The 21,409-nt window shown below is 38.0% G+C and carries 21 protein-coding genes; 11 read left to right on the top strand and 10 right to left on the bottom strand.

From position 1 onward, the window contains the following. The first annotated feature begins 493 nt into the window (after nucleotides 1–493). From QSE00_RS23810 to QSE00_RS23775, 8 genes are all read left to right on the top strand, one after another. Nucleotides 494–3,985, top strand: coding sequence for a T9SS type B sorting domain-containing protein (locus QSE00_RS23810; RefSeq protein ID WP_286107805.1), 3,492 nt, complete (start codon nucleotides 494–496; stop codon nucleotides 3,983–3,985). 75 nt (nucleotides 3,986–4,060) lie between these two features. Further along, the gene (locus tag QSE00_RS23805) at nucleotides 4,061–4,780 is read left to right on the top strand and encodes a hypothetical protein (protein WP_286107804.1); all 720 of its coding nucleotides are present in this window, start codon (nucleotides 4,061–4,063) and stop codon (nucleotides 4,778–4,780) included. Then, a complete protein-coding gene (locus QSE00_RS23800; protein WP_286107803.1) occupies nucleotides 4,780–5,178 on the top strand; it encodes a hypothetical protein in 399 nt (132 codons plus the stop codon). The genes QSE00_RS23805 and QSE00_RS23800 overlap by 1 nt, the downstream gene beginning before the upstream one ends. 14 nt (nucleotides 5,179–5,192) lie before the next feature. Further along, nucleotides 5,193–5,654: a hypothetical protein gene (locus QSE00_RS23795; RefSeq protein WP_286107802.1), complete on the top strand. Its 462-nt coding sequence runs from the start codon at nucleotides 5,193–5,195 to the stop codon at nucleotides 5,652–5,654. Next, entirely contained in the window at nucleotides 5,651–6,922 is a 1,272-nt protein-coding gene (locus tag QSE00_RS23790; protein WP_286107801.1) for a polymer-forming cytoskeletal protein, read from the top strand. The genes QSE00_RS23795 and QSE00_RS23790 overlap by 4 nt, the downstream gene beginning before the upstream one ends. Beyond that, the gene (locus QSE00_RS23785; RefSeq protein WP_286107800.1) at nucleotides 6,910–7,245 is read left to right on the top strand and encodes a hypothetical protein; all 336 of its coding nucleotides are present in this window, start codon (nucleotides 6,910–6,912) and stop codon (nucleotides 7,243–7,245) included. The genes QSE00_RS23790 and QSE00_RS23785 overlap by 13 nt, the downstream gene beginning before the upstream one ends. Further along, the gene (locus QSE00_RS23780) at nucleotides 7,235–7,705 is read left to right on the top strand and encodes a PulJ/GspJ family protein (protein ID WP_286107799.1); all 471 of its coding nucleotides are present in this window, start codon (nucleotides 7,235–7,237) and stop codon (nucleotides 7,703–7,705) included. The genes QSE00_RS23785 and QSE00_RS23780 overlap by 11 nt, the downstream gene beginning before the upstream one ends. A gap of 5 nt (nucleotides 7,706–7,710) precedes the next feature. Next, the gene (locus QSE00_RS23775; protein ID WP_286107798.1) at nucleotides 7,711–8,844 is read left to right on the top strand and encodes a type II secretion system F family protein; all 1,134 of its coding nucleotides are present in this window, start codon (nucleotides 7,711–7,713) and stop codon (nucleotides 8,842–8,844) included. Between the two features lie 753 nt (nucleotides 8,845–9,597). Here the strand turns inward: QSE00_RS23775 and QSE00_RS23770 are convergent. The 8 genes from QSE00_RS23770 to QSE00_RS23735 all read right to left on the bottom strand — a co-directional run bounded on the left by QSE00_RS23770 (nucleotide 9,598) and on the right by QSE00_RS23735 (nucleotide 16,163). Then, nucleotides 9,598–10,077: a DUF4625 domain-containing protein gene (locus QSE00_RS23770; protein WP_286107797.1), complete on the bottom strand. Its 480-nt coding sequence runs from the start codon at nucleotides 10,075–10,077 to the stop codon at nucleotides 9,598–9,600. Nucleotides 10,078–10,140: 63 nt separating this feature from the next. Further along, complete coding sequence (locus QSE00_RS23765; RefSeq protein ID WP_286107796.1) at nucleotides 10,141–10,932, bottom strand: DUF4625 domain-containing protein; 792 nt, start codon at nucleotides 10,930–10,932, stop codon at nucleotides 10,141–10,143. 45 nt (nucleotides 10,933–10,977) lie between these two features. Further along, entirely contained in the window at nucleotides 10,978–13,347 is a 2,370-nt protein-coding gene (locus QSE00_RS23760; RefSeq protein WP_286107795.1) for a TonB-dependent receptor, read from the bottom strand. Nucleotides 13,348–13,606: 259 nt separating this feature from the next. Then, on the bottom strand, nucleotides 13,607–13,915 hold the full coding sequence (locus tag QSE00_RS23755; protein WP_286107794.1) for a hypothetical protein: 309 nt from the start codon (nucleotides 13,913–13,915) through the stop codon (nucleotides 13,607–13,609). Between the two features lie 57 nt (nucleotides 13,916–13,972). Then, a complete protein-coding gene (locus QSE00_RS23750) occupies nucleotides 13,973–14,359 on the bottom strand; it encodes a MerC domain-containing protein (protein ID WP_286107793.1) in 387 nt (128 codons plus the stop codon). Beyond that, nucleotides 14,359–15,006 (bottom strand): class I SAM-dependent methyltransferase, encoded by a 648-nt coding sequence (locus QSE00_RS23745; protein ID WP_286107792.1) that lies wholly within the window; start codon nucleotides 15,004–15,006, stop codon nucleotides 14,359–14,361. The genes QSE00_RS23750 and QSE00_RS23745 overlap by 1 nt, the downstream gene beginning before the upstream one ends. Further along, nucleotides 14,982–15,242 carry a hypothetical protein gene (locus QSE00_RS23740; protein WP_286107791.1) on the bottom strand — a complete coding sequence of 87 codons (261 nt, stop codon included), beginning with the start codon at nucleotides 15,240–15,242 and terminating at the stop codon, nucleotides 14,982–14,984. Before QSE00_RS23740 ends, QSE00_RS23745 begins: the two co-directional genes overlap by 25 nt. 12 nt (nucleotides 15,243–15,254) lie before the next feature. Next, nucleotides 15,255–16,163 (bottom strand): NAD(P)/FAD-dependent oxidoreductase, encoded by a 909-nt coding sequence (locus QSE00_RS23735; protein ID WP_286107806.1) that lies wholly within the window; start codon nucleotides 16,161–16,163, stop codon nucleotides 15,255–15,257. Nucleotides 16,164–16,373: 210 nt separating this feature from the next. On the opposite strand from QSE00_RS23735, the gene QSE00_RS23730 reads away from it, so the two are divergent. Continuing rightward, nucleotides 16,374–16,757, top strand: coding sequence for a Fur family transcriptional regulator (locus tag QSE00_RS23730; protein WP_220020908.1), 384 nt, complete (start codon nucleotides 16,374–16,376; stop codon nucleotides 16,755–16,757). Between the two features lie 251 nt (nucleotides 16,758–17,008). Continuing rightward, nucleotides 17,009–17,521 (top strand): hypothetical protein, encoded by a 513-nt coding sequence (locus QSE00_RS23725; RefSeq protein ID WP_286107790.1) that lies wholly within the window; start codon nucleotides 17,009–17,011, stop codon nucleotides 17,519–17,521. Between the two features lie 453 nt (nucleotides 17,522–17,974). Here QSE00_RS23725 and QSE00_RS23720 read toward each other — a convergent pair whose 3' ends face one another. After that, nucleotides 17,975–19,828, bottom strand: coding sequence for an Ig-like domain-containing protein (locus QSE00_RS23720; protein WP_286107789.1), 1,854 nt, complete (start codon nucleotides 19,826–19,828; stop codon nucleotides 17,975–17,977). A 189-nt stretch (nucleotides 19,829–20,017) separates the two neighbouring features. Here QSE00_RS23720 and QSE00_RS23715 point away from each other — a divergent pair, with 189 nt between their 5' ends. Continuing rightward, nucleotides 20,018–20,341 carry a hypothetical protein gene (locus QSE00_RS23715; RefSeq protein ID WP_286107788.1) on the top strand — a complete coding sequence of 108 codons (324 nt, stop codon included), beginning with the start codon at nucleotides 20,018–20,020 and terminating at the stop codon, nucleotides 20,339–20,341. Between the two features lie 86 nt (nucleotides 20,342–20,427). On the opposite strand, the gene QSE00_RS23710 is transcribed toward QSE00_RS23715, so the two are convergent. Next, nucleotides 20,428–21,285: a fatty acid desaturase family protein gene (locus tag QSE00_RS23710; protein ID WP_286107787.1), complete on the bottom strand. Its 858-nt coding sequence runs from the start codon at nucleotides 21,283–21,285 to the stop codon at nucleotides 20,428–20,430. Nucleotides 21,286–21,409 lie beyond the last annotated feature (124 nt).

Raw genomic sequence — 21,409 nt, 5'->3', positions numbered from 1 at the left:
CAAGAGCATACCTCCTGTCCAAAAATCATGATCGGGCATAAAAAAATGCCCCTAAATAAAATCTAAGGGCAGTTAATATTCTATGTGTTCTACAAAATTAAGCTAACTCCTGAAAGTGCCTACCGCTAATTTATAATTAGTGGCTGTAAGAGTAAGAAAAAAAAGTAAAGAGCCACAATGTAAAAATTGTGGTTTTATTATGTTTCAGCTTTTTTTTTCTTAATATCCCGCTCTGCGAAGTTTGTGACTTCGTAGGGTTTAGAGTACGGAATAAAGATTTGAAAAGTATTCTTGCTCACATCTGTTTTAATGTTGAACTCAGCCGTAACTGTAAATATTTGGGCTTTATCAATTAATTAGTTTACCAATAGTTGGGCCATTCTTCCCAACTTAAACATTTGGTCGAAAATAATGGTTTTTTGTAGTGTGTTACTTACATAATCATTATTTTCCATTAAATTTAGCCCTTTATAACTTAACCTAGTAAACCATTTTGAAGAAAGTTGTTTTCCTATTACTGGCATTCAGTAGTATCATCGTGCATGCCCAAAAGGAAGCGTCTATTTGGTACTTTGGCTTTAACGCCGGTTTGGATTTTAACAGTGGAACGCCTGTAGCTTTAACAAACGGGGAGTTATCTACTAGGGAAGGAGGCGCTACCATGTCCGACAGCAATGGTAATCTTTTATTATATTCTGACGGTATGACGGTTTGGAACAAAAACCATCAGCCTATGCCGAATGGGACTGGACTCTTGGGGGACACTTCCACGGCCCAATCCGGCATCATTATTCCTAAACCTGGCGAACCCAATATCTATTACGTTTTTTCCTTGGACAATGAAGTCGGCCCAAATGGTTTAAGGTACAGTGTGGTAGATATGAATTTGGACAATGGTTTAGGGGCACTCACTAATGAAAAAAATGTACTTCTTTATTCTTCCATAAGTGAAAGGATTACAGCCGTAATGCATTCCAACGGCAACGCGATTTGGGTAATTACCAAGGCCTATGACCAAAATGATTTCTTAAGTTACCTAATAGATATTAATGGTATCAACACGACCCCGGTTGTTTCCAGTTTCCCTATTAACGGTTTTTATGCCTCTATTGGGACCATGAAAGTATCGCCTGATGGAAAGACTCTTGCTGCCACATATACGAATGATGGCAAGGTTGAGTTGCATCATTTTGATGCCGGTACCGGTAAAGTATATGATATGGTGAGCCTTATGGGTTATTTTGATACGACCTATGATACACAGCAATCTTACGGATGTGAATTTTCCAGTAACGGGAAGGTGTTGTACCTAACTACCCGTAATGGGGTATATCAATTTGATATTAGCAACTTCGAAAGGAATGCTATCATGTCCTCAGGCCTTTTGTTGTCCCAAGAATTTCGGGCACCAACCTTTCCATTTACGACTTTTCCCGGGGCATTGCAAATGGCAATAGATGGTAAGATTTACTGCCCTTTATCCGGAAGGAAATTTTTAATGATCATCAATAATCCCAATGTTCTGGGACCTGGTTGCAATTTTGTAGAAAACGGAGTGGATTTGGCGGGTAGACAATGTTTTTTGGGGCTACCTCCCTTTATTACGTCTATATTTTATGTCGGGATTCGGGCAACCAATTTCTGTTTGGGAACAGCCACTCAATTTAATTTGGATACCGGGGAACCCATAACTGCTATAAACTGGGATTTTGGTGATGGAAATTTATCCAATTTGGAAGAACCCAGCCATATATACGCTACGCCAGGAACTTATACGGTAAGTGTTACCGTAAGTACTCCAACGGAAACAAAAACAGAAACAAAGGAAATTACCATCTATGATGTGCCAGTTGCCAATGCTCTTGTAGATTATGAGGTTTGCTCCACTAATGACAACTATGAATTTGACCTAACTTCAAAAGACAGTGAAGTATTGGGAACCCAATTACCAAACTCCTTTGGTATTACGTATCACGCTACAATGGATGATGCTCAAAATGGGATCAATGCCTTACCTGTTTTATACACCAATTCGGATCCCGTAGAGAGCATCTACGCCAGGATATATAATACAAACCATCCTAGTTGTTATGACATTACCGATTTTGAGCTGGTTGTAAAGGATTCTCCAGTGCTGAACCATGTAGCTGATTGGACAGTTTGCGATACGGACAGTGATGGAACTTATAATTTTGACCTGGACTTAAGGGATTCGGAAATTTTGGGAGGTCAAGATGCTGGAAAATTTACGGTTAGTTATTACCTAATGCAATCAGATGCCGAGAACAATACTAATACTATTGGGTCCAATTATACCAATTCCGCCTCCACTGAAGAAATATTTTTTAGGGTCGAGAACCGTGTTCATCCCGAATGTTATGTAACCGGAAGTTTTGGTTTGGAAGTGTTGGATTGGGTAATGGCTAATTTAGTTACGGCTTATGAAATCTGTGATGACGATAATGATGGTGTTTCCCAATTTGACCTATCCCTAAAGGATCTCGAAATTCTTGGTAGTCAAAATCCAACAGCAATCAGTGTAACCTATTATGTCAATCACGCAGATGCCGAGAACGGGATAAATGCGCTTAACAAAAATAGTTATACCAACACTATTGGTTATCAGGAGACCATTTTTGTAAGAGTGGAAAACAGTTCCAATCCGGATTGTTATGATGTTTCAACTTTAGAACTGATTATACATGATTCACCTTTACCACAAGTGGTATCGGATTGGGTGGTATGCGATATGGATAATGATGACCGTTATATCTTTGATTTATCGGAAAAGGATAATGAGATATTGGGAAATCAAAATGCCACCGATTTTACTGTTTCCTATTATGAGAGTGAGACAGATGCATTAGGAAGGCTGAATGAAATCGTTGGGCCTTATGAGAATATTTTTAAGCCACAAACTATCTATTACAGACTTGAAAACAATGGTTATAAGGAATGTTCTATTACGGGCAGCTTTTCAATCCATGTTTTGGATACTCCCACGGCCCATCCGTCAACGGATATAGTAGTCTGCGATGTTAATGGTACTAGCTCCTTTTCCTTTGACCTATATGTCCAAGATCCAGTAGTTTTGAACGGTCAAGACCCGAATCTTTATGAGATTGCCTATTTCAACAATATGGCGGATGCCAATACCAATTTAAATAAGTTACCCAAAACGTCCTATATCAATACTGCACCGCAAGAAACCCTATTTGCCCGCATTCAAACCAAATCTTTGGAACAATGTTTTGATGTAGTCAGTTTTACACTGACCCTAAATCCATTGCCACAACCCAATCTTGAAGAAATATGTGTAATTTGTCCGGATAGCCCCGATCTGATTTTGGATGGGGGCGATTTTGAAACATGGGAATGGTTGGACGACCAGGGCACGATCTTGAGTACGGACAGGATATTTGAAATATTGGATTTGGGGGATTATCAATTGAAAGTATCCGCTTCTACCAATGGGGTAAGTTGCGAAAACATTATGTATTTTGAGGTAGTTTCCTCGGGAGCTCCAAATGATTTTACATCTGTGCTAAACGGGTTTTCGGACAGGGTTTCCCTAACCATCGAAGCTACAGGCATTGGAGAATTTGAATATTCTATGGATGGGGAGAATTTTCAAAAGGACAATACTTTTGAGGTTTATCCGGGGGAATATTTGGTTCATGTTCGGGACATGTTTCTATGCCGTACCATTAGCAAGACGATCATGGTGTTGGGATATCAAAAATTCTTTATGCCCAACGGGGATGGAACCAACGAGTATTGGAATGTTATCGGTGCAGAGGCCTATCCAAATGCTGTTGTACATATTTATGACCGGTACGGAAAATTGATAAAGCAATTATCACCTAAAGGCAGTGGATGGGATGGTGTTTTCCAGGGCAAGGCCATGCCTTCTGCCGACTATTGGTTTAGCTATGAATATGACAATGGAAAAACCTATAGGGGACATTTTTCGTTGAAACGCTAGAAAACCTGTATTTTATTTCGTTTTCGATACAACACTGCAAAATAAAATGCGTTATACTTTGTAAGAATTTTACCTATGAAACCTACTTTCTTAGTTGTGATATTGGCAATGCTCTGTATTAGTTGTGCTCCCTTGGCCAATTTGAAACCTGATACAAATCCTCCATTAACCTTAGGCGAAATTGGAAAGTCCTCCAGTTCAATAATACATAATGATATTCACCAGGTGGGGAAACCCTCCTTATCCCAACCAATTGTAGTAACCGCAAGAGAAGTACAATTCACTAAAACAGCTTACAGAAAATATTCTGAATTGAATAAAAGGAAGGGCCAGGAATCGAAGATTGAATATATTGACTCCCTCCCCATTAAGCCAAAACATATTTCATTGGAAATATCGGGTGTGGTAGCCTTGACCTCGCAATTGAATGATGGACGTAATGATGCTATAAGGTCCTATTTGGCTAAAGATGAAGATTATAATATCGTAATCCAAGTGTCTGCAATGACCAGCACTGCCATAATGAATAAAATATTTTTAGCGGATGGAATCTTCCTGACACAGGATAGAAATAACATAATGGGCATAGAGTTGGTAAAGGACAATTCAAGGGAATCTATTGCGCTTTCCCAGTTTGAGGTGTTTGATTATCGATTGGCAGGTTTTTGTTGGGGACTAGATCGTTATGGTAATGAGAAGATCGAAGTTATTGTCCTGGATGGGGAATCTTGTCCCAAGGGCACAGAAGGCAAGGCTTATAAACTGGACAGAACAAAACCTTATTTGAAATTATAATGATTCATAATTTAAAAAATATTACAGCGACTCTTTTCACCATTTATATAATAATTGGCTGCGAGGATATTGTGGAAGTAACCGATATTTCAGATGTAAAAGTGGAATTGTTGGCCCCATTACAGAATAGTGTAGTTGGGGACAGCATCGTTAATTTTTCCTGGTATAAAATTACTGAGGCTGATAGTTACGTAGTTCAGGTGGCCACACCCAATTTTGAAAGTGCAGTACAGCTTGTAATGGACAGTATAATTGTGGTGGATAGCACCTTTATAGGGGCCAAGGCCACTAAAATTTTGATAGATAATAATTATGAATGGCGGGTAAAAGCCATGAACAGTGGTTACGAAACCCCGTTTTCTTCAAGCGCCTTTCGTGTAAATGCCACTGGCAATTAATTGACAAGCACCCATTGAAAAAGAATAAGAAGACATATTTGCTTTTAATTGTAGTCTTTGCGATTTGGGGAGTCCTCGGATTTAAGATTGTCAATACTATCAATCCTCCAAAGGATCAAAAAGCCTATAGTCCAAATAATGTAAAGTTCACCCCTCCTGCCAAATTAATTAGGGATACTTTTAGTATACTTGCCAATTACAGAGACCCATTTTTGGGATCCTTGCCAGTACCAAAGGTCCAAAAAACACATAAAATAAAGGAAATACCCAAAGAACGGGAGATTGAGATATTATATACCGGTTTTATTAAGGAAAGTAGCAGTGGAGCCAAGATTTTTTTTATAGATATTGACAGGGAACAGCATATGATGTCCATCAACGATACTTTTAAAGAGGTACGTTTATTGTCAGGGAATACTGAGAAGGTAAAAGTCAAGGTCCGAGGGAAGATTAAGAATATAACGCTTCAAAAATGAAAGGGCTTAAGCGGGTAAGGGCGGGTGCGCTTCAATTTGTCCTTTTTATAGGTACTGTCATAGCAATCCTAATGATGGTTTTTGTGTTAGTGTCCTATAGCCATAGTTATTTTCATAAGAAGACCGATTTAACCGTTCAACTGCTACAAGAGGCCCATTATGGACTAATGTCTTCTTTTAAGAAGTCCATTCCTTTAAACGATTCTGTGCGCACAATCTCCAAGAACAACCCAGAAATTGCTGTAACCGTAGATCGTGAATTTTGGGGGTTCTTTGAAAAGTTCCGAGCGAAGAGCGAGCACGCATCGATTCAGTTTCGTAAGATTGCTTTCATAGGAGCAACAAACAAGGCTGAACGTCCAGCCCTTTATTTAAAGGATAGACAACGTCCTTTGATTATTGTTGGAGGTGCTAAAATTACCGGTGAAGCTTTACTCCCTGAAAAAGGAGTAAGGCCAGGAAATATTTCTGGCCATGCCTATCGTAATGATCAGTTGATCTATGGCAAAGTCAATAATAGTGGGCCGGATCTGCCTGAGTTGGATAGGGAAAAACTAATCCATACTAAAAAATTGTTGCTTCAAGGGCCAATGGTATCTGAAGAACCATTGGTTTTAAAACCTAATATGGAATTTAAGAATTCTTTTGGTTCACCTACTCAGATTTTTAGGGATCATACCATATACTTGGATAAAGTGGCACTTATTGGAAATATAATAATTATGGCCACCGACAAAATAACGGTGGGTGCCATGGCAAACCTTAAGGACGTAGTACTATCGGCTCCAGAGATCATTATTGAAAACGGAGTTCAAGGTACCTTTCAAGCCATTGCCAATAGACGAATTCAGGTAGGCAACCTAGTCCAATTGGATTACCCCAGCGCTTTGATAGTTATGGAAGACACTAAGAATGTTGCCAATAGAAATGCCTACAATGATAATGGCATTATTATCGGCAAGGAGGCAGTCGTCAAGGGGATGTTATTATATATGAATGATTCCCAAGAGCCCAGATTTAAGCCGCAAATAAAGATATCATCTGGAAGCTTGATAAAGGGTGAGATATATTGCAAAGGTCGATTGGAATTAAAGGGTGAGGTATATGGAAGTGTTATTGCCGACTCTTTCATAGCGATGGAAAATGGTAGCATATATCAGAACCATTTGTATGATGGTGTTATCAATAGTAGTCTTTTGGAAACCGAATATGTCGGATTTACATTGGAAAATAAAGCACGAAAAGGAGTTATGAAATGGTTGTACTAAAGCGAATAAGAGCTTCGACTCTCATGGAAACCTTAGTGGCCACAGTGTTGATCATTATTATTTTTATGGTAGCGAGTATGCTATTGAACAACATGTTTGCCAATAGTATAAATGCACGGAACCAAGATGCTCTAGAGCATTTGAACCGGTTAAAATATAAATATGAAGGGCATTATTTGAAACTTCCCTATTATGGTGAACTGGGTGTTTGGGAGATAACCGTTACAAAAAGGGCAGTAGGGGGTATCAATACTGTTGAATTTAGGGCAGAAAATCAACAGACCCATAAGTTAATGGTACAAAATATTATTGATGAAAATTAAATTGAATAAATTAAAGGCATTTACGTTGAGTGAAATGATCGTTGTATTATTGATTACCACCATAGTGGTAGGAATGGCTTTTTCGGTATTGCAATTGGTACAAAGACAGATGAAGGGTATTCAAGGAAATTTCGAAAAAAGTACGGAGTTGAACCTTTTACGGCAGTCATTATGGATCGATTTTAATACCCATGATCAGGTATTTTATGACAGCATGCTCAAACAATTGATTTTTGTGAATGAAATGGAACGCTTACACTATGAAATTGGGGAAAGCGCTATTATAAAGGGGCGGGATACCTTTCAGGTAAAATGGCATAGACAGAAATTCTATTTTGAAAATAAAGAGAGATTGTTTGGGGAAATTGATGCCATTGATTTTGAATTGGACCAAGAATACGGACATCGAAAATTATTTGTTTACAAAAATAATGCTGCCACAACCTATTTGAATAACTAAGTACTATGGGTTTCAAACTAGATAATATTCATTCCTCAACGCAATTGGATACCAATGAAGATCGGATTTCCAAGATACTTCAAACGGAAATTATTTTATTTGGCAAGGTATTCAGCAACAAGAAGAAAGAAGACTTTTACGTAGAACTGTCAGTACTTCTAAAGGCGGGGATTAATCTAAAGGATAGTTTGTCCTTGTTGGCAGAAAACCAAAAAAATGGAAGGTTAAAGGATTATTACGACGAAATGGTCCACTCTCTGGTATCTGGAAAGAGTTTTTTTGAAATACTTCAGAGTAGAAAGGAATTTACCGAATACGAATTTTATTCAGTAAAGATAGGGGAGGAAACAGGGAATCTTTCCAAGATAATTGAGGAACTGGGCAAATTCTATGCTGGGAAGAACGAGCAACGAAGAAGTCTCATCAATGCCTTGACCTATCCCTTGATCATTTTAATTACCGCAGTACTTGTTGTAATCTTTATGCTAAGAATGGTTGTTCCTATGTTCGAGGATATTTTTAAGCAAAATAATGTAGACCTGCCCGCTATTACCAAAATGGTAGTGGCAGCTTCGAATTTCATAAAGGATTATGGTTGGTTGGTTCTTCTTCTAATTGCAATTTTGATGGTACTACGGAAATCGTTTTCCAAAAAGGTGTGGTACAAGAGGCCCATGGATTTTTTACTTCTCAAGCTACCGTATGTAGGCTCTTTTGTAAGTGCCGTATATCTCGCACAATTTACACAGGCAGTGGCCTTATTGACATCATCCAAGGTACCAATGTTGAACAGTATTCAATTGGTCAATAAGATGATCGATTTTCACCCCTTGAACGAAGCCCTTTCCAATATTGAAAAGGAAGTACTTTCCGGAAATAGCCTTCATGGCAGTATGGCGGGCAACAACATATTTGACAATAAAATGATTTCATTGGTAAGGGTGGCCGAAGAGACCAACCAGACAGAATATATCTTTGAACGATTGAACCAACAATACGCTACGGCCGTACGGCAAAAATCGAAAATGTTATCTACACTGATGGAACCATTGATTATTATAATAGTCGGGATATTTGTGGGCATTATACTAATATCCATGTACCTGCCCATGTTTAGGTTGAGTACGGTAATTGGGTAAGTCACGATTACATTAATTCGTAAAATTACGTTATGATGAATTGCGTAGCAATATTATTTGTACCTTTATAACACTAAAGAACAGCAAATAATATCTTTAGAGTTCTTAATTGGTTTTGAGTGTACAAATAGGTGTGCAAAAAGAAATAAAATTTTATAAATAACTGTAATACAGGGTTTTGGGTTCTGGTAGTTAGGCCTGCCACCCCGACCAAGAAAATCCGATCACTTTCGTGATCGGATTTTTTGTTTTCCAATGCGTAGCGCCGTCAGGTGCTAAAGCGTTGGAAAACAAAAAAAGACGCACAGGCACGAGCCTGTGCCGGATTGTCTTGAGCAACGATCCATAAGCAGGATCACCGAACGCAGTGAGGTAATCCTCAACGTACAACCAGAACCAATGCGTAGCGCCGTCAGGAGCTAAAGCGTTGGAAAACAAAAAAGACGCACAGGCGGGAGCCTGTGCCGGATTGTCTTGAGCAACGATTCATAAGCAGGATCAGCGAACGCAGTGAGGTAATCCTCTACATACAGTCAGGACCAATGCGTAGCGCCGCCAGGAGCTAAAGGGATCATGGATCGCTAAGGTTCAAGGAAAGGGATCTTCAAACTGTTTGGGTTATTTTTTATCAGATAAGGGCATAAAATATTCAATCGCAGAGATATTGTAACTCGACATAATAAAGCAAAGACTATTTACTTTGAGTTTTGCTTAAGAACAGTTGGGTTTTAAAGATATACAATCGTTTTTCATTCATTCTATTATTTTTATATCTACCGATGTTCTGCTTTGCCACCCTGTTTCATCGATTACCGAAAAGGAACAATGGTAATCCCCGGTATCAATATTGTGGGGTATCGTTAGGCTGATACCAATTTCATAGTTGGTCAACCCGCCTTCTATAGAATAATTTTCTATAAAAATCCATGGATTTTCGGGTGTTTTTTTAGGGTCCAGACTGCACTCTCCATCTTGATCATCATGGGTGTGATGGTCAAAATTGTGATGGATATCCAGACTATAAGAGGCCAATTCCGCATTATCAGAGACCATCGCCTTAAAGGAATAGGTCTCCCCTCTTACAAGTTGTGAACAGGCTTGGGGAAACCCTTCATCATAATTGATGTCGATGGTTGGTTTTTGTTCATCCTTATCTGCATTCTCATCGGTGGTACAGGAGCTGACTACTAGGATAAGTATCGCGATGTAAAAATATTTTGTTGAAAATCCCATAATGTAAATTTTAAACCGCATGACATCAATGTGTACATGTCATGCGGTATTGTTATAATATTATTATGCGGTAACGTCTATATGATCTTCGTACTCAAAGATATTCCCGTCTTCATCCTCAATGGTAAAAGTAACATGGTATTCGCCAGCTGGAGCTGTTGCGGGAACGTCGATATGTTTATGGAATTCCGCTTCGGTCTCTTCGTGGAAACCATCCTCAAAAACTTCTTCATAGTCCCACTCTACTTCCCCGTCACCTATTGCAAGTCCATGGGCATGGATATCTACGCTTATATTATGTATACCATTAACCGCAGCAATCATATATTCAACATGAAAATCACTTCCTCTTGCCACTGTTTCATCCATATCAAAATCACTAATAGCGATAGGATCCAAGATGTCCAGATGTCCCTCAACCTCTGTGCTATTTCCAAGTTCATCGGTTACCGTTAATAAAATATGGTATTCACCTGCCGGAATGTTGGATGGAATATCGATATGTTCATGAAAGGTTGGGTTGATGACAAGATAAGAGGCATCTGTCCAAGTCAGTTCATATTCCCATTCCACTTCACCTTCGCCGACCACAAGATCATGGGCATGTATGTCTATGGAAATACTACTAACGATTCCTTCTGCGTTTATTGCCGCTTCCAGATGAAGGTCGGACCCCTTGTAGGCAAATGGTTCTGTGGAATGATCGCTTCCTTCTCCAAATTCGAAATCGGTAATTACTGGGGCCGCTGCATTGGTAGCACCGTCGTCATCACTACTACAAGACTGTAAAAAGAGTCCTAAAAAGGTGACAATGGCCAAAAATTTAAAATTTGATTTCAATGTGTTTGTTTTCATGTGTTTGATTTTAATTGTTATTAATTTATTTATGTTTACTATTTATTAAAAAGGTATTGTTACTGAGATGGATAGGTTTCTGCCAGGTTCTGGGACATCTATCAACCGGTAAAAACTGGTATGGTCATAAAAGTGTGTGTTCAACACATTGTTTAGTTTTACCCGCACGTCAAAAGGCTTGGCGCTTTTAAAAAGGTTCATTTGAGCTGTAAAGGACATGTTGAGCACCTGATATCCCTCCGTTACTTCTTCGGGAGGTACTATTTCATTTTGTGCTGCCGTAATCCTATAGTCCGCTCTTACTTGAGGTTTTCCAAGAAAGAGAAAGTCCTTGAATTGATAACTGGCCGAGAACAGTCCAGCCAATGGGGGTGAAAACGGAAGTGTAAAGCCCTGCTTGGGTCCACTTGTTTGCCTGGAATAAACGTACTCTGCAGAAGCATCCAATTGTAGATTTTTTAATAAAGTGGTACTTGCCCTGATCTCTCCTCCGGCCCTAAACACCTTGCTCTGAGTGTACTCATAAATCTGTAGGGTTTCATAATAATTGGAAGTTGGATTTAGGTAGATGAAATTCTCAAAAAAATTTACAAAGGGACTGGCTCCAAAACTAAATGAAGTAGTGGTATGGTCTATATCAAGATCCAATTGATAAGAGGATTCAGGGTCAAGATCAAGATTTCCCCTTTCGTACCGATACATATGATAATTTATGCCGTCCGAGGCCAGTTCGTTGGCCAAAGGCATTCTAAAGCTTTTTCCTAAATTGACTTTATAGGTAGTATTTTTATGTATGTAACTTATCCCAAGGGAAGCACTGATATTGCCGAAATCCAAGGTTTTGTTTTTGGCCCTTTGAAGATAGATGTAGGATGTTGATCCATCACTGTTGTTCACTGTTGAGGAATACCAGTCATAATGGGATTTACTTTCCAGCGCCCCATAGTCATAACGCAAGCCTCCTAATAAATGGAGATCTTGATGAACCTCGAATTGGTCATAGGCAAAAGCTCCAATGGTAAAACGGTTATATGCGGGAATCAAAAAGCCCCATCCCCCTATGTTATTGTCTTGATATTCCAAATTTACACCTGCTGCAACATCATGTCTTTGATAGGGGCTAAAGGAATCCTTAATATTTAGGGTGTAGGTATTTTTATCAAATATCCGTTCCTTGCTATCTGGTGGCGTTGGCATATATCCGTGTGGAACAGGTTCTGATAGTTCCTCCCTGTGGTTGTTTTGATATCCCAGGTCCAGTTGAAGGGTATGGTTTCCAATACCTACGGTGGTATTGTTGGTAATTTTAAAATGGTTTACCTTATGATAAGGTAAATCGATATCCCTGTTGGAACTATCGTAATCAATGCTGGAACTTCTGACCTCCAAGCCATGGGCATTGGCAAAAAAACCATTTTTGGCATTTACATTGCTAAAATTGGTTTCAGACTTTATGTTGCCTGAAATAAAACCGATTCCCAAGCTGGCATCAGCTTCCTTCCCGGCTGTATTCCTCAAGTTATTGTCATGCAGTTCAAAAATGTAATTCTCATAATTGATTCTATCCGCTGGCACTTTGTAATCGCCATAATCCCTATACGTTAATCGCCCGCGATAAAACCACTTGTTTTTACGCCCTTGTATGCCTGTTGAAACCCCCAAAAGATCATTATTGGTTTCTCCTAAGATGTTTACCTCTCCCTTAAACGAATTTTTACCTGGCAATTTCGAAGCCTGAATATCTACCACCCCCGAAATGGCATCGGAACCATATTGCAATGAGGCGGGACCCTTTATAATCTTTACCGATTCGATCCCGTATTGGTCAATTTCCAAGCCGTGGTCATTGCCCCACTGTTGGGCCTCGTGTTTTATACTGTTCTGGACTATGACTACCCTATTGAACCCCAAGCCCCTGATTACCGGTTTAGATTGCCCAGAACCAATATTGATGGTGCTTACGCCGGGTATATTTTTCAAAGTCTGCATCAAACTGTTTTCCCTGTTGTTATCCAGGAAATCTTTAGAGACGGTGTGCGATACAGTAGCCAGTTCTTGGGCCTCCCTTTTATGGGTTTTACCATTGACTTCCACATCTTGAAGCTCGGTGACAGACTCCCTTAAGTAGACCTTTAAGGTATCCATTTTTGGTCCTACCCTAATAGATACTGTTTTGGACGAGTAACCAATATGGGATATAGTTATGGAGTAGGTACCCTCAACTACATTTTTTATGGTAAATGTCCCGGTTGAAGAGGAAGTTGAAAAAAGGCCATTACCAAAAATATTGGCGCCTTCTATAGGCTGTAAAGTGTTGGCATTTACCACAGATCCTTTTATTTGGAAAGAATCCTGTGCAAACGTTATGGAGATTAGGCTAAAATATAGCCATACCCCCAGCATTTTATGGATCATGATTTAATTACTATAAGTTTGAACAATTGCCCCAGGGAGAGGGGCATTACAAAACCTATACCACTAATCCTATATGGAAATTGATAACTCTGTCTTGGTTTTTAGCCGCTAGCCAAAAGACCTTGAAGCCTACGATTGCTAATTGCAAAAAACGATTATGTGCAATAACCTATATACTATTCTCCGTCACGAAAAAGGTATAGCAATAATGCATTGGAATTATCCAGGATATCCAGAAAGAAATAAGTGCAAGGGAAACTTAAAGTAAAGAGGGGGGAGGTCGTGAAAAGAGCTGGTCGGTAGCAATAGTACTTGAAACAACAAAATCGTAATGTTCAGAATTCTCTAATTGAGGAATGGATTCTGTGTTTTTAATCCCATATTCCGGTATATCCGCTGAAATTGCCGGAGTTAAATTATTAGAAACGGAATGGTCACAAATGTAACAATGCAATGCATGCTCCTTATCGTCCGTATGGGAAAGCACATGCAGCCCGGCCATTTTCATCGAAAGGAAAAGAGCAAGGAACAGAATGCTGATACTATTTTTTAGACGACTATTTTTCATCAATAGCAAACATAGTAAATTAAAAAAATTACGGTGTTAAAATAATCTTAACAAAATTTAATGTTTATGATCTACCCTGTATCTGAGTATTTTCCAGTTATGATAGTGGGCCAGGGAGACTAACAAGGTACCTATTATTGTATTAGCTATTTCCCATGTTTCTGTAAGTTGGAGCCTTCCCAAACCAATAAATAGAAACCCCAGAATAGCAAACCGCAAGGGTCTCCGTATACCGTGAACTTTGTAATAACTGGGCCATAAAGAAGCTAGGACCAAGACAAAGCCTAGGCCAATAAATGCCTTTTCTATAATTGGGTTGGCCAAAAAATGGATACTTCCAAAAGTGGTAGATGAAAGTATTATAGGGATAGTGGCGCAATGTATTCCACAAATAAGGGAGCTTGTAAGGGCTATAAGGTCTAATGTACTGTTCCTAATTTTCATTATTTAAGTTGTGGGTTTAGACTTTTTGTTTTCTGGCAGACGATGAAGAAGAATGGTTGGTTTTCATTGATCTCTATTATTTCACAAAGACCTACCACACCAAATTCGTCCTCTACAGATTTCTCGTCGTAATAAAATACTTGGGCGCCTTCGTGAAACTCATAGCGATCTGTGCCAATATGTTTTCCCTTTCCAAAATTTGGGGCTTTTTTTGTTATGGCCGTAAAAATCATATAACCATTTTCCGATAGTTGGTTATAGCAATCCAAGATTAGTTTCTCTCTCTCTTTTTTGGTAAATAAGTGAACCAGTGCATAACAAAAAATTCCTTCATAAATTTTGGAATCAAATGGCATATCGGTCACGGAACCGTGGTATATGGTCATATTGGTTCCATAATGCTTTCTAGCCAATTCTATAGCGGTTTTGGAAATCTCTATACCCGTCACCTCAAATCCATTGTCTTTGAATAGTCGTGCGTTCCGTCCATAGCCAATACCTGGAACAAGAATGTTATTTATACTTTTGTCAAGGAAAAACTCTTTTGCCAATAGGGCTGATTGGGCAGGTTTTAATCCCCACATTTCCTGTTTTTCCTTAAAGTTTGATTCCCAAAATTCTGTCATATCACTGTCTGTTTCCTGCATAGTCTATCTTCTAGAATTTCACATTCAAAGCCAAGGGTATTGACTTCTTTTGTAAAAGTTTCTGCCAAAACCGTATTGCCTTCAACCCTTAGTATGCTATGATCGCAAGGGTAATTGATGATTGTTCGTTCCATATCAAAACTAATTTTCAAGCCTAAGAATTTATTTTCAAGCACGCTTATAATTTCATCAGCTTGATGTTTGTTAGGGATATTTGTAGTGAAAACTTCAACCATAATTAAATTTGTTTAAAATTGTTCGTCCGATAATTCTTTATTGACCATGGCGCCCGCAATATTTCCTGTTGCTACAGCGAAGGCTACCGAACGCATGGGACTGGAATTATCTCCACAGGCAAAAACACCATCAGCAGTGGTTTGCTGAAGAAAATCTACTTTGATATGACCCTGTTCCGTTAATTTGCACCCTAGGTCAAAAGAGATGGAAGTATGCTGTTCAAATGGAATTGCTGCATAGGCTGCAAGGAAACTTTCTTTACTACCATCTTTGAAAACTATTTTTTGGATATGACCCTTTTCATGTTCTATTTCCATTATTTCCTTTTCTATTATTTTAATATTGTTCTCTTTGAGCTTTTTTAATTGCGATTCTTCAAAATCCATTTTACCATTGGTCAAGATGGTCAAATTATCGGTAAGGTTATAAATTAAAGGTGCCATATGAAAAGCTCTTTCACCATTGGTGATAAGGGCTGTTTTTACCGCTTTATGCTCATAACCGTGGCAATAGGGGCAGTGTATTACAGAAATTCCCCAGCATGCTGAGAATCCTTTGATGTTTGGCATTATGTCCTTAATTCCGGTGGCAAGAATTATTTTTTTTGCTGTAAATGCCTTGCCGGTTTCTGTTTTAATTTCAAAACCTACAGGTATCTTTCGTCCATGTACGGCCAGGTCATTTAAGAAAGAAACGGTGTTGTATTGTTCAACCTGGTGTTTGGCTATATTGGAAATTTCTTTTGGTGTCTTGTCATCTTGTGTTAAGAAATTATGGGAATGTGGTGTTTGGCTATTACAGGGTTTTCCACTATCGATTATTAGCACATTTCGTAAAGAGCGGCCTAATGCCATGGCTGCTGAAAGCCCTGCATAACTCCCGCCAATAATAATCACTTCAAAAGTTCTATTTTCTTTCATAACGTTAATGTTGGCTTTTGTAAAACTGGTAAATGAACTAAGTAAAGTAATGGACAGAGCGGCTAGACTTCCTTGCTTGATTACTTCTCTTCTAATCATCCAAATTGTTTTAAATGCGAATGTATCGCATTAAATTAATTGCAAATATATCTTTATTTCGTAATATTGCAATACTATCGCAATAAATAATTGCGAATTAATCGCATTAATTTGAAAAAAAGAAGGAACACACCCACTAAAGAAGCTGTTTTAGAGGTCTTGGCCACGACAGGGAGAGCAATGAGTCAAGATGCCATTGAGAAAAAGATAGACATTGATATTGACAGGGCTACCATCTATCGTGTTCTGAACCGCTTTTGTGAAGATGGGGTTTTACATAAGGTTGTTGCCGAAAATGGTAAACAGTATTTTGCCTTATGTATGAAATGTGATGAAAATAAAAGGCCAATGCATCATTTTCATTTTAGGTGTATAAAATGTGAAACGATAGAGTGCCTTCCAGTAGAAGTAAATTTTTCAATTCCAGATGATTACTTGGTTGAAAATGTAAATTGTGTTTTAACTGGAACCTGTAAGGAATGTTCATATAATTAGAAGCAATGCTGGTTGCATGCCCAAGTTTGTTTATCAAAAACTCAGGCTATGATTACAATATTTAACTTCGTCTTTTAGGCTTAATTTCAGTGTTGTGATCATTCAGGTAATTTTAAAGTTCTTGCCACGATGCTAATTGCGGCGGTTACTATTTGCTTTGTACAATTCATCACTTTTAAACCAGCCCTATTTTGATCCTAAAGAAACCTTATGGTTGAAATTGATATTTTTCATACTTTAGAATTATGAAAATGAGTGTTATTTTAGTTTTGTTCTACACATTTAGTGTTTGCGTTTATTCACAGGACAAAGAATTTAAAGGTTGGCTACCAGCAGAAATTAGTTACTATAATAACCTCAAAGGGTTGGCTGAATATGTAAATGGGAAGTCTGATGTTAATATTGACCAGGACTCCATTATTCACAAATTCCTAAAAATTGAGGAAGCATCTAGAGATTCAGTTAACAAGAATACGGTTTACAGTATTGAGTATAGGAATGGTGTTTTTACATCTTTTGTTAATAAAATCAATAGTCATGGGCTGGATAACCTGGATGCCAAGCCACTCCGATTCTATAAGGAAAACGATTCATTATACCGTCCATTTGTTTCGGCCTTAAAAGAAGTAGCTCCCAATGTAATGGTATACTATAGGAAGGAATGTCCCGAAAAACCTTTGGGAACACTATTGTTCGACAACGAAACCCATAAATTAATATCATGGGTTTTACTGCAAGGTGCTGGTGCATCGTATTTCTTTTGAGTTATTTGATGAAAAGTCATTAAGAAGTAAACTACCTCGGGGTAAGTCCGCGAGGCATTCGTAGGAAACGAACTTTAATTTTCGAGGCAAGCCTCGGGGTATTATAACCTTTGGCGGTGCCAATAAAGAACAAGCCACAAGGCTAGAGACTAATTTAGTGTAAAGTCCGATCTATAACTTGTGTAAGCTATGGTTATTAAAGAACATTCCGTTTATAAAGAAACATTATTGATTCTTTAAACTGACGAGTCAAATTTTATGAAGGAATATTATGCTGAATATAACCGATAGTCATAATAGAAACCCATGCGAAATCTCATTTTGTCAGCACTCTCAATTATCATTACAAGTTATGACTTACAAAACGGCCAACTACTGATGCATTCCCTGTTATAGTTTTTTTCTTGGGATAATTAGTGATGGTAATACTGCCATCAGTTAAATAACCTATAATCAAAATGGAAATTCATAAGATGGTGACCATTGAGCGCTTTCCGACTTAAATATACGCTCTCTAAATGGCGAAGGAATATAAAAGGGAACGGATGGTACCAATACATTTTCAATATAATCCTGATAGGAATTAAAGGTAGAATAATTTTCTGCGGCGCCTTGTTTTACTTCAAAAGCTTTACTTGCAAAAATTTTAGTAACCGCCTCAGGAAATAACCCTTCAGGTATTACAGGTATGGTCGGATTTGTATTTTGACCATCAAAAATGAATTCCAATTGAACCGAAGGATTTTCGGGAGTAATTAATCCAGCACCAGAACTTATTCCAACTAGACGAAGTCGACCAACTTCAAAATCAGGTAACCCAGAAAAGCTTAATTGTTGATTGTTGAAATTGTAATCAACAGTTGAATTGGGTACTGTAACCGTAGCTGGTATAGTGCCAGAACCTTCGAAAGTATAATTTAACAACTGACCCCAATAGGTGGTGTGTTCAAATATGTCAGGAAAAATGTATTGTTTGGTATACGAAGTACTTGACTGGATGTAATCAGCATAGAGTAAATGACCGCTTCTAGCACGATACATATCTTCATTCTCGTATCCTGTGATTTTCACTAACGGTCTTTGGAATCTTTTATTTAAATCAAAAGTTTTTGTAAGAACATTAGCATTAGAAAAATCTTCCTGTACTAACGAGGTACGATTTTGTATATCACTAATGAATGCCCATTGATAACTATTTTCAATATCCGAATTAAAATAGCTAATGAATGTCATATTTGTTGCTAAATCATTACTGAACGCTGTGGAGACATGACCTGAAAGTTCATCGTTGTAGTAAATCAATGAATTCCATGGACTTGAAGCCCTCATCTGGTAACCCGCCTCAAAAAAAGGTATTTTAATCTTTGGAAACGATGGGGATAAACCTCCTGATTGTTGATTTAAGGTTATTTCGTTCCCAAGCATATTCAATGTAAGGTTATTGTAAACATAGAAGTTAAATATTGAATTTTCAAAGTCATGAATGAAAGTTATTGTAAACTCAGTATTGTCGTATAATTCTTCTGTGGTGCAAAATGACAATGTTTCAATTTCACCGGACTCATGAGTCTTACTATCAATATAATTTCCATCTATATCAGATATCACTACATGCACTTTCTCAACATTCTTCCGCATAAAGTCATTAGGGAAGTTAATTCTAAAGAATTTGTTTGCAATCCCTATAGCCATAGAATCCTTTGAGACATTACCTAAAGCATCTTCCATTACAAATATTAGATTTCCAATACCCGTTGGTAATTCTTGTGGATTTAATGAGAAAGTATAATCAGTAGTATTTTCTTTTTCCAACAGTAATAAATCATCAAGATATACTTGCAATTGTTCAACACTTGAAACAAGGTCTGTAATGCTTGGAGATAACTGAATCTCATCACAGATAATTTCATTTTCAGAGATACTATCCAGTATAAGAATTGGGCCTTGATTATCAATTTTAATTTTAATTGTTTTAGTTCCAATTATTTTTCCATCGGCATAAGCATCCACTCGGAAGGTATGTTCACCGTCTTCGTATTGTTGAGTTTCCAGCGTTAACGTATAAGGCGGAGAGTTGAAATCATGAATAATACCATTATCCATAAGCACTTCTAATTTCGATATAAGCGCATCTCCAGTTAATGTTATGGTAATTTCCTCTGAAGTGCTAACAACGTCGTTTTCAATATTTAATTCGATCAGGATATTTTGAATTATTTCTTTCTCTTTTTCACTGGAAGAATCTTCTTCTGTACACGCAATTAATAGAAAAAGGATTGTGATAAATAGAATTTTTATTCTAAACATGTGTAGGAATTAGTATTTATGCCCAGCTATCAATGCATCCAAGCACTCACAATTTAAGTATAAAATAACGCTAAAGGCTACTATTTATTGCAACTTTATTTGCACATCAATAGCACCAATTGGAACATTCTGTATCATAATCCAAGGAACGTTAAGACCCTGTACTAACTGTTTGCTACACTACTTTTGTTGGCAAACCCTTTAAATAATGCAGAAATTGGCCTTTTCGCCCAGGGCAGGTCGGAAGATCTGGACCCAAAAACCTATTTGGCCATACCAAACTTCTACGGAGATATATCCCTATTGTCCATGAGGACCCATTATACGGGACTTTTCCATCTTGTTGTAAAGTATCACATGAAGGACAAGAAGATTGGAATCAAATCAATAGCAAACGGAATAATACGGACAAGCTGGTCAAAAGTGCCAACGCGGCCCTGCCACAGTAGGTTTCGAAGAACTATTGGGATTACTTTACCCAAATGGATTCCTCCCAATATGTTGATAATGTGATAGGTAATTGAATATCTAACCTTGGCATAAGTCTTCTGCCTAGCAATCTTGTCCTTTATTTTTTATGTATGGCAAAAAATACATAATTAGTGATGGGATGGAATTGGTTGTAGTTCCATTCGTCCCAAATCCCGCAACATTTTAAAGTGTTCGAAAATTGCCGAGGCAAAAGATCCGTTGGAGTGATACGGTAAACCAAACTCTTCCGCGGTACGTTGTACGATTGGTGCAATTTTACGATAATGTATGTGTGAAATGTTAGGAAAAAGATGGTGCTCTATCTGATTGGTTAGTCCACCGACCAACCACGATAATAGTGCACTGTTTGGCGCATAATTACAAGTGGTCTCCAATTGGTGGGCCAAACGCTCGGATTCCAAATTTCCATTGTTGTCTGGTAGAGGAAATGAAGCATTGGGCATAATGTGCGCCGTCTGAAAGACCAATGTGATGCATAGGCCAGTTACAAAGTGCATGGCCAAAAAGCCCAAAATTATTACCCAAGGAGAAATAGAGGTCAATAGTATAGGTAAAGCCAAAGCATATGAAAAATAAATTATTTTCCAAGCCATAATCTTAAGAATTCCTTCAATATAGGTCCTTCTGTTTTTAACCAGTCCCATTTTGTAATATCTGGTATATCGGACAAAATCTTTAGAGGTGACCCATGAAATTGTTGATAGACCATAAAAGAACCAAGCGTAATAATGTTGATACTTATGAAGTTTGTTCTTTTTGGCGTGAGGTGAAAACCTCAAGAAAAATGGGGCGTTTATATCATCGTCATGTTCCTCGATATTGGTATAACTATGGTGCAAAACATTATGTTGCAACCTCCAGACCTTGTCATTTGCACCAATAAGGTTGATGGTATAGCCCATAATTTTATTGACCATTTTATTCTTGGAAAAGGACCCGTGAATGGCATCATGCATTACTCCCATGGGATCAATCTCAAAAGTTGGGTCTAAAGAGAAAAATAATTTTCTTTGTGCTTTAAATTACATTGATGAATAAAGGCACTGAGTTATCCTTGTTAAGTTTAATATTACCAGAAGGAATATTAGA

It is taken from the genome of Arenibacter flavimaris (assembly GCF_030291335.1).
GTDB lineage: Bacteria > Bacteroidota > Bacteroidia > Flavobacteriales > Flavobacteriaceae > Arenibacter.
Note: the sequence above shows the minus strand (reverse complement) of the source record. Positions and strands in the feature narration are given on the sequence as shown.